The organism is Pectinatus frisingensis (genome assembly GCF_015732285.1).
Classification (GTDB): Bacteria; Bacillota; Negativicutes; order Selenomonadales; family Selenomonadaceae; genus Pectinatus; species Pectinatus frisingensis.
Genome location: NZ_WIQU01000012.1, coordinates 1 through 13,804, shown reverse-complemented (window position 1 = coordinate 13,804; position 13,804 = coordinate 1). Strand labels below are relative to the sequence as shown.

Below are 13,804 nucleotides of genomic sequence, written 5' to 3'. Positions count from 1 at the left end.
TTCCCGCTTTTTATGCAATATTTTAATAAATAAAGCTGTACCAAAAGGTGTAGTACCCTGCAATACAGCCTTGTTTTCTCATAAATCAGTTATAGCTAACCCGGTATCTTGCATGAATTGCGATATTTTATGCACTCCGCGGCTAACCGTCAGGTAATTTTCCGGTGTGAGTGACTGCTGCCCGTCGGACAATGCTTTAGCCGGATTAGGATGCACTTCGATCATCAATCCATCAGCACCGGCTGCTATTGCAGCAAAAGCCATCGGTTTTACCATTCTCCATTTACCGGTGCCATGGCTGGGATCTACTATTATTGGCAGATGACTTAAATGCTTCACTGCGGCAACAGCACTCATATCCAATGTATTTCGTGTATATGTTTCATAAGTACGTATACCGCGTTCACACAAAACCACATTATTATTTCCTTCCTTCATAATGTATTCAGCTGCATTAAGCCATTCTTCCAGTGTCGCCGCCAATCCTCTTTTTAATAGAACAGGTTTTTGGGATTGTCCCACTTCCTGCAGCAAGCGAAAATTTTGCATATTCCTTGCACCGACTTGCAACATATCGGCATATTTTGCCACCGTCTCTACGGCTTCCACTTCCGTGACCTCTGTCACAATTTTCAATCCGGTTTGATTACGAGCCTCAGACAAATATTTTAACCCTTCATCTTTCAATCCCTGGAACGAATAAGGTGATGTACGCGGTTTATAGGCACCGCCGCGTAAAAACTGAGCACCACCCTTTTTGACTATTTTTGCAGCCTCCAGCAATTGATTTAATGATTCTACCGCACATGGACCAGCCATTATCACGGGATTTCCGTCGCCTATTTTTATTCCGTCAACATCAACAACACTTGAAATCGGATGAAACTCGCGACTGGCCAGTTTATAACTTTTTGATATTGCCACTGTATGGTCTACACCATGCAGCGCCTCTAACGATAATGTATCTATGTTTCTTTTGTCTCCAATGAGTCCGACAATCTTTTGTTCGATGCCCTCCATAATTTTGGCGCACAATCCCACATTTTCAATTGCTTCAACAACTTCTTGTATATCCCTTTTTGTTGCATCAGGATTCATTATTACTATCATAAGTTTACACCTCTAAATAATATTTACTTTATTACAGGAAACATCCCCATGTTCTTAAGCCATAAACATTTATCATTAAGATTAGTCAATAATTTATCTATGATGTTTTGACTTTTGGCGGCAATGTCTATTTCAAAAAAGAACATATAATTCCCCAATCCCTTCTTACTGGGACGTGATTCTATATGGGTCATATTCACATCATATTTAGCAAATTCCAGCAATATGTCACATAAACTACCGGCCCTTCTTCCGTCCATACGGCAGACAATCAACATTTTTTTATTGGGTCCGGCAGCAATATTGCGTCCTTTTTTATTCAGCAGCATAAACCTGGTGACATTATCGTCATCATCTTGTATGTCAGAAAACATTGGTATTAATCCATATATTTCAGCTGCTCTTGCCGATGCCACTGCTGCCGCATTATTTAATCCGTCAGCAACCATTTTTGCCGCATAGGCAGTACTAGGCGTCTCCAATGTTGCTATATCAGGATAATATTGCTGCAAAAATCTGCGGCATTGTGACAACGCTTGTGAATGTGAGACTATTTTATCAATCCTTGCTTTTTTTTCTTTTACCAATAGTTGATGACGAATCGGCCAAATAAATTCCATACTTACTTGCAAATCTACATCCAATGCCAATGTGTCCAGCGTAACCCGCACAGAACCTTCCAACGAATTTTCCACCGGTACAACGCAATAATCAATCAGTCCTTTATCAGCAGCTACAAGCACATCAACTATACTGTGATAAGGTTTTAACTGCCACTTATATCCGAGCAGTTCATTTATGTGTACAGCAGCTGCTTCACTGTACGTACCGCATGGTCCTAAAAAGCCCAATACAGCCAATCTTCCATTCACCTCCAAAAAAATAAACCTCGCCCTGTAAAGGGCGAGGTTTTCTCACGTTACCACCTTAATTGACCTTAAAAAGGTCATCTCATCTAAGGTACAGGCATAAAGCCGATACCTGCTCACATTTAACGGTTGAGTTCCGGCACCACCTACTAAGAAATTCAGCGGGCAACTCCTAGGTGAACTTGGGCGGTTATTTTTATGCCACATTCCAGCGAGTATGGCTCTCTGTAATAATCACAACTGCTTACTTTTCCCATTCATCATTTTTACACATATACATTTCTAATTTAAATTATATTATCATAAATAGTTACTTTTTGCAAACATTATTTTTTACCAGTATAATTTATTTTTAACAAACAAAAAAGCCCTTCTTTTGGAGAAGAGCTGCTATTACGATGGTGCCGTTGGTGGGAGTCGAACCCACACACCCGTGAAGGCGGCAGATTTTGAGTCTGCTGCGTCTGCCAATTCCGCCACAACGGCATTAATATGTGCTGTGAAACATGTAATATTATATTATCAAAACTATTTATTGTCAATATATTTTATAGATTTTTTAATTCCAATCCCACCGGGCAATGATCACTGCCTAATATATCGCTATAAATGAAGGCATTGGCAATATTGTCCTGCATAGATTCAGAAATCAGAAAATAGTCAATGCGCCAGCCGGCATTTCTGTCACGTGCTTTTCGTAAATACGACCACCAGCTATACGCACCGACTTTATCTGGATATAAAAACCGGAACGTATCAATAAATCCAGTAGCCAGCAATTGAGTAAACGCATGTCTTTCTTCATCAGAAAATCCGGCATTTTTATGATTGCTGGCAGGATTTTTTAAATCTATCTCTTCATGCGCGACATTTAAATCGCCGCAGACGATTGTCGGTTTATTTTCCTTTAACCCAAACAGATATTTACTGAATGCCTTTTCCCACTCCAGTCTATAAGACAATCTGGCAAGTTCATTCTTAGAATTTGGCGTATATACAGTGACCAAATAAAATTTATCCATTTCTAAAGTTATTACACGACCTTCTTGGTCATGTTCTTCTATGCCAATTCCATAAGTTACATGCAATGGCTTTTTTCTGGAAAAAACTGCTGTTCCAGAGTAACCTTTTCGCACTGCGCTATTCCAATATTGCCAATATCCCGGTAAATCCAATTTTAATTGTTCCGGCTGCATTTTTGTTTCCTGTAAACAAAAGAAATCAGCATCAAGTTTATTAAATGTTTCCATAAACCCTTTATTTACACAAGCACGTAATCCATTTACATTCCATGATACAAATTTCATAAAAACACCTCTTCGCACATTATTTCTTAATCAAATTGTCAGCAATAGTGACAAATTCTTGCAGTGACAAAGTCTCCCCGCGTCTTTTAAAATCGATTTTTGATTGTTCCAGTACAGTTTTTATTTTATCTTTATCATATCCGGTAGTCTTTAATGAATTAGCCAAAGTTTTACGGCGTTGTCCAAAAGCTGCTTTTACTACGTTAAAAAATACTTTTTCATCCACTGGAACAATAGGCCGTGCTGAATAAACATTGCAAAGAACCACTGTCGAATCTACTTCCGGTGGTGGCATAAAGGCATTCGATGCTACATGGAAACAAAGTTGCGGTTTGCTGTAATATTGAACGGCTACCGATAATGCCCCATATATTTTACTACCCGGAGCAGCTGCCATCCGTTCAGCCACTTCCCTTTGCACCATGGTAACAAGTTTAGTTATAGGTAGATGTTTTTCCAACAATGCCATTATTATTGGTGTAGTTATATAATATGGTAAATTGGCCACTACTTTAAATGGTTTTGTTCCAATCAATTTTTTTATATCAGTTTTTAGTATATCTGCATTAATAATATGCAGATTATCATACCCTTCTAACGTATGGCTTAAAATTTCCGGCAGTCTTTTATCTAATTCTACGGCAAAGACCTCCGCACCTGCCTCCAGCAGGCCTTGTGTCAAAGTACCTATTCCAGGCCCTATTTCCAAAACAGTGTCCTGAGGTGTTATCTGCGCGGCATCAATTATACCAGAAACTACAGATGGATCAATTAGAAAATTCTGCCCCAGTTTTTTATTCATATGAAGGCCAAATCGCTTCAATATATATTGTGTTACTTCTCTTTTTGCAATTATCGGATGCTCCATTATTTCTGCTCTTCACCCATTTCCTTTTCTTCCGGCAAATCATGTACAGACTGTTCAAATTCAGCACGAGTCACACCATACGTGTTAAGCCGCTGCAAAAAAATTTTTGCGTTAGCATATCCTATCCCCAGTTCTGCCCCCACAATCGCACGTCTATTCGATGCATTCATTCCACCGCTTAAACGGTTTCGCAGTAAATCGGCGGCTGAAAATTCCTTATTAAAATTATACTTTGGTGCATGAATTTTCGCCAAGGCTTTTCTAATAGATTCAGCAGATGCCTGTTCTACACCGATATCATTGTGTGCCGTAGCCTCTTTTTGAGGAATAAACGCATGTTTTGCCGCAGGAAAACGTCTGGTAAGCCATCTGCGTATTCGCTCACCGGCAGCATCAGGATCAGTCATAATTATTATGCCTCTTTTTTTATAAGCGCAACGTATATCATTGATTGTTCTCGTATTAAGCCCAAAACCTCCGGTAACTATGCAGTCGGCTTCCACTGCTTTATTTATTGCTGCAACATCCATTTTTCCCTCTACAACCAATACTTCTTTCAGCATTACTTTCCCCCAGCCATATCATATCAATACTCAAAGTTTAACTATATCTGTCAAAAATAGCAAACAAAATCAATTACATACTATAAATTTTTTCAAAAAAAAAGCTGTGCAAACGGCACAGTCTCTAAAATCATCAATCATAAATTTAGTTAGGCAGAATATATATAGTTATATTTCTTCGACCCCAGTTGATTGCCTCAGAATAAGAATCTACACAAATATCAATCGAATTACCGGAAAAGCCGCCTGTATCGGCAGCAACTGCCTCACCATAACCTGGTATATAAAGCCTTGTACCAAGTGGTATAACATTAGGATCGACCGCCACAACACCATGTTGAGCCCGCATCCCCGTTGCCGTATAACCAGTGCCGCTGCCGTCTGTTGGTAAATAAGCACTAGCCTGAACATAAAGTTCGGAAATATATGGTGGTATCTGTCCATTATCAACAGGCTGACTAGGTGCCACATAAGTTCCCTGCGCCACAATCTGCGGTACGGTCTGTTTTATGACTGATTTCTGCATAACCTGCTCATCCACTTTTTTGCCGCCATTATAATATTCCCTGACCATAAATCGTTCTATACCGTCCGAACCCTGCTGTATAACCTTAGCAGTTCCCTGCGGCATAGTGTCATCATCTCGATAAATAGTATTAAACGGAGCATTTTGATCACGAAAAACAATCTTATTAATCAACGGTTCAAGTCTTATAAGCATATTAGGTGTTATTGCTGCTTCTTCATTTGGCAGCACATAAAAATTAAGTGGATCATACCCCATTGTTTGCAGTAAAGATTGTACATCACCAGCCGTAGTCTTTACCTTACGGGTATCCTTTGCCACTTCTACTGTCACCGGAACAGCTCGTTTCACTGTTATTGTCGCACCATCCTTAAGGTTATCTGACGACAAAACAAAAGTATCAGACGGTTTTAACTTAATGCCCGCCTGTCCAATGATATCTTTTGGGCTATCATACATTGTGCTGACCACAGTAGTTTGACCATCTGCGATAACACGAATATTTTTACTTGTTTTTGAAAATCCAGCCACAACTGACATCACCGCAATCAATGTCAAACACGTTGCTATCCTGGTGAATTTGGTATGATGTAAAAAAATTTCCCTTACAGTCATTAGTTACCTCCTTTTTTGCGATTATAACATAATATTTACACTTATGTCAAATCTGGAGGTTTTTTTGTAAAATTTAACTTCAATTGTGAACATTTATCTTATTTTTACACTATAAATAGACACCATGACCATTGTACACGCAATCAGCGTAATATTGTCGTATTTTATTTATCAAAAAACAAATTTTTAGCATTTATCGTTGTTATTTCTGCTACCTGTGCAAACTGCATATTACGAATTTCGGCAACTTTTTGCGCCGTATATTTTACAAAAGCCGGTTCATTACGTTTACCTCTTTGGGGAACCGGTGCCAAATAGGGACAGTCTGTTTCCAGTAATAACTTTTCCATAGGCATTTTCCTTATTATTTCAGGCAGTTTAGCTGCATTTTTAAAAGTCAGTGGCCCGTCAGCACCAATATACCATCCCATATTAAAAAGTTCTTCTGCCATTTCCCAGCTGCCTGAATAACAATGAATCACGCCTCTTACACCGCGCCCTTCCGTTTTTAAAACCTGCATTAAGTCAGCATGAGCATCACGGGCATGAATGCTGACCGGTAAATGCAGCTGCCGCGCTAAATCCAATTGTTTAATAAAAACTTTTTTCTGTACATCCTTGTTATCAGTACGAAAGTGATAGTCAAGTCCGATTTCTCCTATAGCCAGCACTTTTGCATTATCCACAGCCAGCTCCGATAAAACATAATCATCATCGCATGTCATCCCATCAGCCTCTTCCGGATGAACTCCTACAGCAGCATAAACAGCATCATATTGTGCTGCTAATTGCACTGCCTTATGTGATGAATCCATATCGGCTCCCATATTTACTATCAAATTCACACCTTCATCGGCAGCACGGTTTATAACTTCAGTCCTATCCTGATCATACTGATTATCATCAAGGTGGGCATGTGTATCGATAAGCATCATTTCACCCTGCTTCCCACCGGCATATCCACTTCAACAATCTTTAGTTCATTTTCCTTTGATGCAGCCAACAGCATGCCATGAGAGACGACTCCGCACAATTTAGCCGGTTTCAAATTTGCCACTAAAATAACATGTTTGCCAATTAATTCTTCAGGTGTGTAAAACTTGGCAATACCAGATACGATAGTGCGCTTTTCTCCTGCCATATCAACCATTATTTCCAATAATTTTTCTGTTTTAGGTACAGATTTCGCTGCAGTTATTTCCACTACCCGCAGATCCATTTTAGAAAAATCTTCGATACCTATTATTCCAATATTGTCAGCATTCATCACATTAACATCTTTTGTCGTTTTCTTTTTTGCTAATTGTATATTTTCTGCTTCCGGCTGTGTTTCTTCCACTTCAATGCGTGGAAACAGCTGCACCGGTTTATTCACCTTTAAACTTATCGGCAATCCCCCCCATTTCGTATCATCAATACTGCTGCTTTCTATAGCTCCGGGCAAGTTAAGTTCCTTCCAGATTTTCTGCGCTGTATCCGGCATAAACGGGATTATTAATATGCTGACAATACGCAGACTTTCAGCCAAATCATACAGTACTCTGTTCAGCTCATCCTTTTTGGCAGAATCCTTTGCCAACGCCCAAGGCATTGTTTCATCAACATATTTATTAGAACGTCCAATAAAAGTCCATACCAGCTTAATAGCGTCTGAAAGCTGCATATTATCCATTAATTGCTTATATTTTATAACAGTATCCTTCGCCGCATCAATCAACGCTTTGTCAACAAGCTCCAGTGGTCCGGGATTGCCGAGCACCCCATCATTAAATTTACCTATCATATTCAAGGTCCTGTGTAATAAATTTCCCAAGTCATTAGCCAAATCAGAATTTATCCTCGTTATTAACGCATCACGAGAAAAATTACCGTCTTGTCCCAAATTTATTTCTCTGAGTAAAAAATACCTGATTGCATCAGCACCGAATTCTTCTATAAGTCCTATTGGATCTACCACATTGCCCTTAGATTTACTCATTTTGTCACCATCAACAATAAGCCACCCATGCCCATAGACTTTTTTCGGCAAAGGCAAATCCAACGCCATCAATATAATCGGCCAGATAATTGTATGGAACCGTACTATTTCTTTACCGACTAAATGTAAATCAGCCGGCCAATATTTTTTAAATTTCGCTGGATCATCGAGAAAGCCAATTGGTGTCAAATAGTTGGTCAGTGCATCAAACCATACATATATTACATGTTTAGGATCAATTGGTACAGGAATTCCCCAGTCAAATGAGGTACGGGATATGCATAAATCTTCTAATCCCTGCTTAATAAAATTAATCATTTCATTACGACGGGAAATCGGCTGGATAAAATCTGGATTATCTTCAATATATTTAAGCAGTCTGTCTGCATATTTTGATATCTTAAAGAAATATGCCTCTTCGCTGACTTCCTTGACAGATCGGCCGCAATCAGGACATTTCCCATCCACCAGCTGCCGTTCCAGCCAAAAAGATTCACAAGGTGTACAGTATAATCCCTTATACTCTCCTTTGTAAATGTCACCTTTTGCATAAATACGACGAAAAACTTCCTGGACGACCCGATAATGACGATTTTCTGTAGTACGAATGAAATCATCATTAGATATGTTAAGTCGTTTCCATAAATCCTGGAAACCAGCAACAATTTTGTCAACATACTCAATGGGAGTGATCCCTGCTTCTTCTGCTTTCTGCTGAATTTTCTGTCCATGTTCATCGGATCCGGTAAGGAAAAACACATCAAACCCACTCAGCCTTTTGTACCGGGCAATGGCATCGGCAATCGTTGTACAATAAGCATGCCCGATATGCAATTTAGCACTAGGATAATAAATTGGGGTCGTTATATAAAATGATTTTTTTTCCAAAAGAATTCCCTCCAAAGTTTTTATATACAAATCTATTTTATCAGCTAAATTTAAATTATACTTTATCCTAAAAAAAATTACCACTGCTCACCCGTGCTAAAAGCTTGTTATTATCCAAAGCTATACCGAACAAACCATATAAATTACTCCGCTCTTCTAAAAAATATACCTTTGTATCATTTACAATATTTCAACTGTGAACTGCTGAGAAAATGCCACTGTTATTGACAAAAAACTTTTTTTGATGTATATTTGAGCATATTCAAAAGTAACTTACATATATTAAAAATCAGCTGGTATACTGATAAAATCTATATTTTATTTTCCCAAATGAATAATTATTCTATTCATTATAACGCAAAAGAATAAATTATATATAATAATGGTGTATTATTTACAATACATTTGAACATATTCAAATAGTAAGGAGGTAATTATGATAAAAACACTTACACCAAAATACAAGAAAATCATCTGCATAGTTATCGTAGCAATAGTCATTTTAGGATTGGGGATTTGGTTTTTAAGCCGACAAAACGTCAGCATGGCCGAAAATCAAACATGGGGCCGTTCTGATGCCAAAGAAATTGATATCAACTCTAAAGTAGCCGGCAGAGTTATAAAACTTCTGGTAAAAGAAGGTGACACCGTAAAAAAAGATCAAGTCATTGCCAATATTGACAACCGTGATTTAATTGCACAAAAAGAACAACTGGAAGCTAACATTAAAGCACTCGAAGCTCAAGAATTACAAGCTTCAGTTCAAACATCCCTAACCAGTGGTACCTCTATGGCCACCGTCGGCACATCTGAAGCTCAACTACAATCTGCAAAAGCCAATTTGGCCCTGGCCAAATCTGATTTTAATCGTTTTTCCGAACTAGTTTCTTCCGGAGCTGTTTCTCAGCAGACATTTGACACCTACAAAACAAAATACCAAGCCGCACAAGCTGCCTATGCTCAAGCGCAAGCCGGTCTGAACAAAGCTGATTCGGGTATGTTGGAAACGAACGTGAGTCAGGCGAATCAACAAGTAGTAGCTAAAAGAATTGAACAAGCCAAAGCTGGATTACAACAACTTGAAGTACAACTCGACGAATCCGTCATACGTGCCCCTTTTGACGGTATTATAACGGAAAAATATATTGAAGAAGGATCAATGATTTCCTTGGGAACTCCGTTAGTCGCTATACAAGATCCTTCCGACAATTGGGTGGATTTTAAAATTCCCGAAACTGAATTATCTAAATTTTATCTGCAACAAAAACTTATGATGATGTCAAGAGATAATAAAACTAAAATTGAAGGAACTGTAACCGATATAAGTAAAAAAGCTGAATTTGCCACTGAAAGAGCCACCAGTGAACGTGGTGACAGTACTGACATTATTTCTTTTAATGTCAAAGTTCAAGTCAATTCTGATAAATTATGGCCAGGTATGCGCTTCAGATTAATTGATTTTAGCAAATAATATCATTTTTATTAAACCATTCATAAACTCCAATAATGCTGCCTCAAAGGCTTTCAAAATAATGATTACTTGAAAAGCTCTTTGAAGCAGCATTATTATTTTTCACTCTGCAAAACAGCAGCGTAAACATCTCTGCGGCTCAAATGACATTCATCAGCAGTTTTTTTTATGGCCTCTTTCTTGGTCAACCCTGTAGCCATTAATTTATGTACATACTCCACAGGTGTAATTGCCCGATCTGACAGATTATTGATTTTTGTTCGAGAACAACCTTCCAAAATTAAAACATATTCTCCACGTGGTTCAATACTATCAAAATATTCATTAATTTCCCTTAAACTGCCGCGAATAAATTGTTCGAATTTTTTTGTTAATTCACGGCAAACGCTGACCTGTCTAGCCTCACCAAAAACATCCAACATCTCTCCCAGTATTTTTACCAATCGATGCGGTGTCTCATAAAATATCAATGTTTCGCTGCGAGAACTGATTTCAGTCAATATTTTCTTTCGGTTTGACAGTTTTTTAGGTAAAAACCCTATGAAAGAAAATTGCACGGTGCTCAATCCTGATGCAATAAGAGCTGTCAAAGCCGCATTAGCACCCGGTACAGGAGATACTTGTATATCTTCTTGTATTGCCAGTGCCGCCAAATGACTGCCGGGATCAGCAATTCCCGGTAATCCAGCATCACTCACTACGGCAATATTATTGCCGGTCAGCAATTTTTCTATCAATATCGGCCCTTTTATCAGCTTATTGTGCTCATGATAGCTTGTTAAAGGTACATGAATATTAAAATGTGACAATAATTTACGTGTATGACGTGTATCCTCCGCCGCTATCAAGTCCACCTGCTGCAAAACTTTTACTGCACGAAAACTCATATCATCAAGATTTCCAATCGGCGTTCCAACCAAATATAAGATTCCTGTTAAATTAGTCGCCATTTATCCTCCTTATAAATAAAAGACTGCTGCACACAATACTTTTTAAGCAAATATATAATATTCCCTAAAATTTGTCCAAACTTAACAAGTACCGGATAAATTTAGAAATTACATATTAGCTTATACATCGCATGCGACAGTCCCTTAATTTAAATCTGTGATGTTTCCGGATAGTAATATTGCATCAATTCCTTAGTATACTGACCATCAGGCTCATGTACTATCAAAGGTATATCTACTTTTAATCCACCTGCAGCTCCACCGGCAACACCTTCTATTAAAACCATGTTAGGCGGTTTTTCAATTTTAGGTTGAACAAAACGCAGACGCTTAGGCACAATGCCATTAATATTCATCTGTACTATAATTTCTGATAAGCGTTCCGGTAAATGGACCATAGCAAAACGGCCATGATATTTTAAGACATAATGAGCTGCCCTGACTACATCGGCTAAAGTAGCTGTTATTTCATGCCGGGCTTTAGCTATACCGTCCGTATTATTAATATTTCCCTGACTAAGTGGCCGATATGGCGGATTCGCCACCGCAAAATCAGCAAATTGTGCCGGATAAAATTTGCCGATCTGCCGATAATCCCCCTCGCATATTACAATTTTATCAGCCAATTTATTCATCAGCACATTACGTTTTGCCAAATCTGCCGTGACCGGATTCAACTCGACTGCATACATTTTTTTTACCCGTTTTGCCAGCAATAACGGCATGACCCCTGTTCCCGTTCCTAAATCTAGTCCCTGCCAATTTTTTTTAGTACTGGTAAAATGCGCCAATAAAACCGCATCGAGAGAAAAACAAAATTGCCGTTCATTCTGAATTATTTTTAACCCGTCAATTAAAAGATCATCAATACGTTCAAAGGGCTTTAATTTCATACATCATCTGCATCTTTTTCAATAACATCATCCCAAGAAGCAACGATGGTATGCTTATCATCAAGCAAAATAGTTGCCGTCCTCTTTTGTTCATTGACAGAAATAACCTTTCCCTCACCATCAACCGATACCACCCGGCTGCCGCGTTTTGGAGGCTCGACAATATTATGTTTGCAACACTTAGCATTGCAATACATATCATTTTCATATTTCAGACAACACATCAATCTGCCACAGATTCCTGATATTTTTGTTGGATTAAGTGATAAATTTTGATCCTTAGCCATACGGATTGATACCGGATCAAATTCACCCAAAAAAGTAGCACAGCAAAGCGGACGACCGCAATAACCAATTCCTCCCATGATTTTAGCTTCATCACGCACCCCGATTTGGCGAAGTTCAATGCGTGTATGAAATACTGCTGCCAAATCTTTCACTAATTCGCGAAAATCAACACGACCATCAGCAGTAAAGTAAAAAATTATCTTATTTACGTCAAAAGTATATTCCACGCCAATAAGCTTCATCGGTAACTTATGCGCCGCAATTTTTCCCTCACATATAGCAAATGTTTCTTTTTCTTTTTGTCTGTTTTCTTCAACTTTTTTTAAATCAGCCTCAGTTGCTTTACGTACAATCATTTTTAACGGCTGCACTATTTCGCTGTCTGGTATGGAACGCTCCTCAATTACAACTGTGCCATATTCCACTCCGCGCACAGTTTCTACAATAACACCTTCACCATTTTTCAATTTATTTTTGCCTGGGGCAAAATAATATATCTTCCCCGCTTTCTTGAAGCGGATACCAACTACTGTCTGCACTAAATTAACTCCTTATCAAATCACGCAATTTTATAATAAATGCTTCCATGGTAAGCCTTATATCCGTATTTGTCTGCAGCCTATGCTGCACTGCGGCAGCGTAGTCCGCTGCTTGAAATGCAAAGCACTGCAGCCACACCGACTTTTGTTGTATCAATTGTTCCCTTAAATCAATATCATATAAATTGCTATCGGTCTCATTATGATATAAAACAACGATATCGCGCCAAAACATCTGTAGATAAAAGACCCACTCACTAAGTTTTTCCCGGTCAGTTTTCGCCAATTTATCGGCATTCATCCAAATATCCTCATCAGAAAAAGATAACACTTGCGTCAAAAAATTGTAAGCATCGGCACGATTTTTCAATCCATCATGTTCATGCAGCAATAATGCCTGTCCAGCACTACCGCCAGACAATCTGGCTATAGTCGATGCTCTGGTTTTCTCCAATCCCCTGCTTTGCAGAATACTTTCAATATCAGAATTTCTTAACGGTGAAAAATAAACTTTCATGCAACGCGACAATATCGTCGGCAGCATCTTTTTTTCATTACTGGCAGTTAATATAAAAAAAACCCTGCCAATAGGTTCTTCCAGTGTCTTCAGCAAACCGTTAGCTGCAGCTTCATTCATTTTATCGGCATCTCTTATAATCACTACCCGCTTATCCGATAAATAGGGTGCCAAAGCTATATTTGACCGCATCTGCCGTATTTGCTCTATTTTAATCATTTGAACTGTTTTACCGTCCGGTTCAAGCACAAACAAATCAGGATGTATATTGCTATCAACAGCCTGACATGATCGGCAGCTGCCGCAAGGCATGTCCGTGCCATCGTTACATAGCAATGTTTTTGCCAAAATTTCCCCTGCAAGAAATTTACCGATACCATCAATACCTATAAACAACAGCGCATGCGGCATTTTATCTTCAG

Annotated in this window: 13 protein-coding genes, 1 tRNA gene and 1 other annotated feature; of the genes, 1 reads left to right on the top strand and 13 read right to left on the bottom strand. The window is 38.6% G+C overall.

Going from position 1 to position 13,804, the window contains the following annotated elements; translation table 11 throughout:
- Nucleotides 1-78: 78 nt before the first annotated feature.
- From aroF to metG, 9 genes are all read right to left on the bottom strand, one after another.
- Nucleotides 79-1,110 carry a 3-deoxy-7-phosphoheptulonate synthase gene (gene aroF / locus I6751_RS01085; RefSeq protein ID WP_196590530.1) on the bottom strand — a complete coding sequence of 344 codons (1,032 nt, stop codon included), beginning with the start codon at nucleotides 1,108-1,110 and terminating at the stop codon, nucleotides 79-81.
- 23 nt (nucleotides 1,111-1,133) lie between these two features.
- Nucleotides 1,134-1,970, bottom strand: coding sequence for a prephenate dehydratase (gene pheA, locus I6751_RS01080; protein ID WP_231038016.1), 837 nt, complete (start codon nucleotides 1,968-1,970; stop codon nucleotides 1,134-1,136).
- A gap of 36 nt (nucleotides 1,971-2,006) precedes the next feature.
- Nucleotides 2,007-2,249: a binding site (T-box leader), on the bottom strand.
- Between the two features lie 129 nt (nucleotides 2,250-2,378).
- Nucleotides 2,379-2,465: transfer RNA gene (locus I6751_RS01075), tRNA-Leu, on the bottom strand.
- A gap of 62 nt (nucleotides 2,466-2,527) precedes the next feature.
- On the bottom strand, nucleotides 2,528-3,286 hold the full coding sequence (locus I6751_RS01070) for an exodeoxyribonuclease III (RefSeq protein WP_182187816.1): 759 nt from the start codon (nucleotides 3,284-3,286) through the stop codon (nucleotides 2,528-2,530).
- A 19-nt stretch (nucleotides 3,287-3,305) separates the two neighbouring features.
- Nucleotides 3,306-4,154 (bottom strand): 16S rRNA (adenine(1518)-N(6)/adenine(1519)-N(6))-dimethyltransferase RsmA, encoded by an 849-nt coding sequence (rsmA, locus tag I6751_RS01065; RefSeq protein ID WP_196590529.1) that lies wholly within the window; start codon nucleotides 4,152-4,154, stop codon nucleotides 3,306-3,308.
- The gene (rnmV, locus tag I6751_RS01060; RefSeq protein WP_196590528.1) at nucleotides 4,154-4,717 is read right to left on the bottom strand and encodes a ribonuclease M5; all 564 of its coding nucleotides are present in this window, start codon (nucleotides 4,715-4,717) and stop codon (nucleotides 4,154-4,156) included. The genes rsmA and rnmV overlap by 1 nt, the downstream gene beginning before the upstream one ends.
- Before the next feature lie 145 nt (nucleotides 4,718-4,862).
- Nucleotides 4,863-5,858 (bottom strand): G5 domain-containing protein, encoded by a 996-nt coding sequence (locus I6751_RS01055; protein WP_196590527.1) that lies wholly within the window; start codon nucleotides 5,856-5,858, stop codon nucleotides 4,863-4,865.
- 164 nt (nucleotides 5,859-6,022) lie between these two features.
- Nucleotides 6,023-6,790 (bottom strand): TatD family hydrolase, encoded by a 768-nt coding sequence (locus I6751_RS01050; protein ID WP_196590532.1) that lies wholly within the window; start codon nucleotides 6,788-6,790, stop codon nucleotides 6,023-6,025.
- Nucleotides 6,790-8,724, bottom strand: coding sequence for a methionine--tRNA ligase (metG, locus tag I6751_RS01045; RefSeq protein WP_231037814.1), 1,935 nt, complete (start codon nucleotides 8,722-8,724; stop codon nucleotides 6,790-6,792). Before metG ends, I6751_RS01050 begins: the two co-directional genes overlap by 1 nt.
- Nucleotides 8,725-9,160: 436 nt before the next feature.
- Between metG and I6751_RS01040 the strand changes: the two genes are divergently transcribed.
- Complete coding sequence (locus I6751_RS01040) at nucleotides 9,161-10,195, top strand: HlyD family secretion protein (RefSeq protein WP_196590526.1); 1,035 nt, start codon at nucleotides 9,161-9,163, stop codon at nucleotides 10,193-10,195.
- Nucleotides 10,196-10,290: 95 nt separating this feature from the next.
- On the opposite strand, the gene rsmI is transcribed toward I6751_RS01040, so the two are convergent.
- From rsmI to holB, 4 genes are all read right to left on the bottom strand, one after another.
- On the bottom strand, nucleotides 10,291-11,145 hold the full coding sequence (rsmI, locus tag I6751_RS01035; protein ID WP_196590525.1) for a 16S rRNA (cytidine(1402)-2'-O)-methyltransferase: 855 nt from the start codon (nucleotides 11,143-11,145) through the stop codon (nucleotides 10,291-10,293).
- Nucleotides 11,146-11,294: 149 nt separating this feature from the next.
- Nucleotides 11,295-12,038, bottom strand: coding sequence for a tRNA1(Val) (adenine(37)-N6)-methyltransferase (locus I6751_RS01030; protein WP_196590524.1), 744 nt, complete (start codon nucleotides 12,036-12,038; stop codon nucleotides 11,295-11,297).
- A complete protein-coding gene (locus I6751_RS01025; protein WP_182187808.1) occupies nucleotides 12,035-12,865 on the bottom strand; it encodes a PSP1 domain-containing protein in 831 nt (276 codons plus the stop codon). Before I6751_RS01025 ends, I6751_RS01030 begins: the two co-directional genes overlap by 4 nt.
- Nucleotides 12,866-12,869: 4 nt before the next feature.
- Nucleotides 12,870-13,804: DNA polymerase III subunit delta' (holB, locus tag I6751_RS01020; protein ID WP_196590523.1), on the bottom strand; the 935-nt coding region annotated here is incomplete at its 5' end.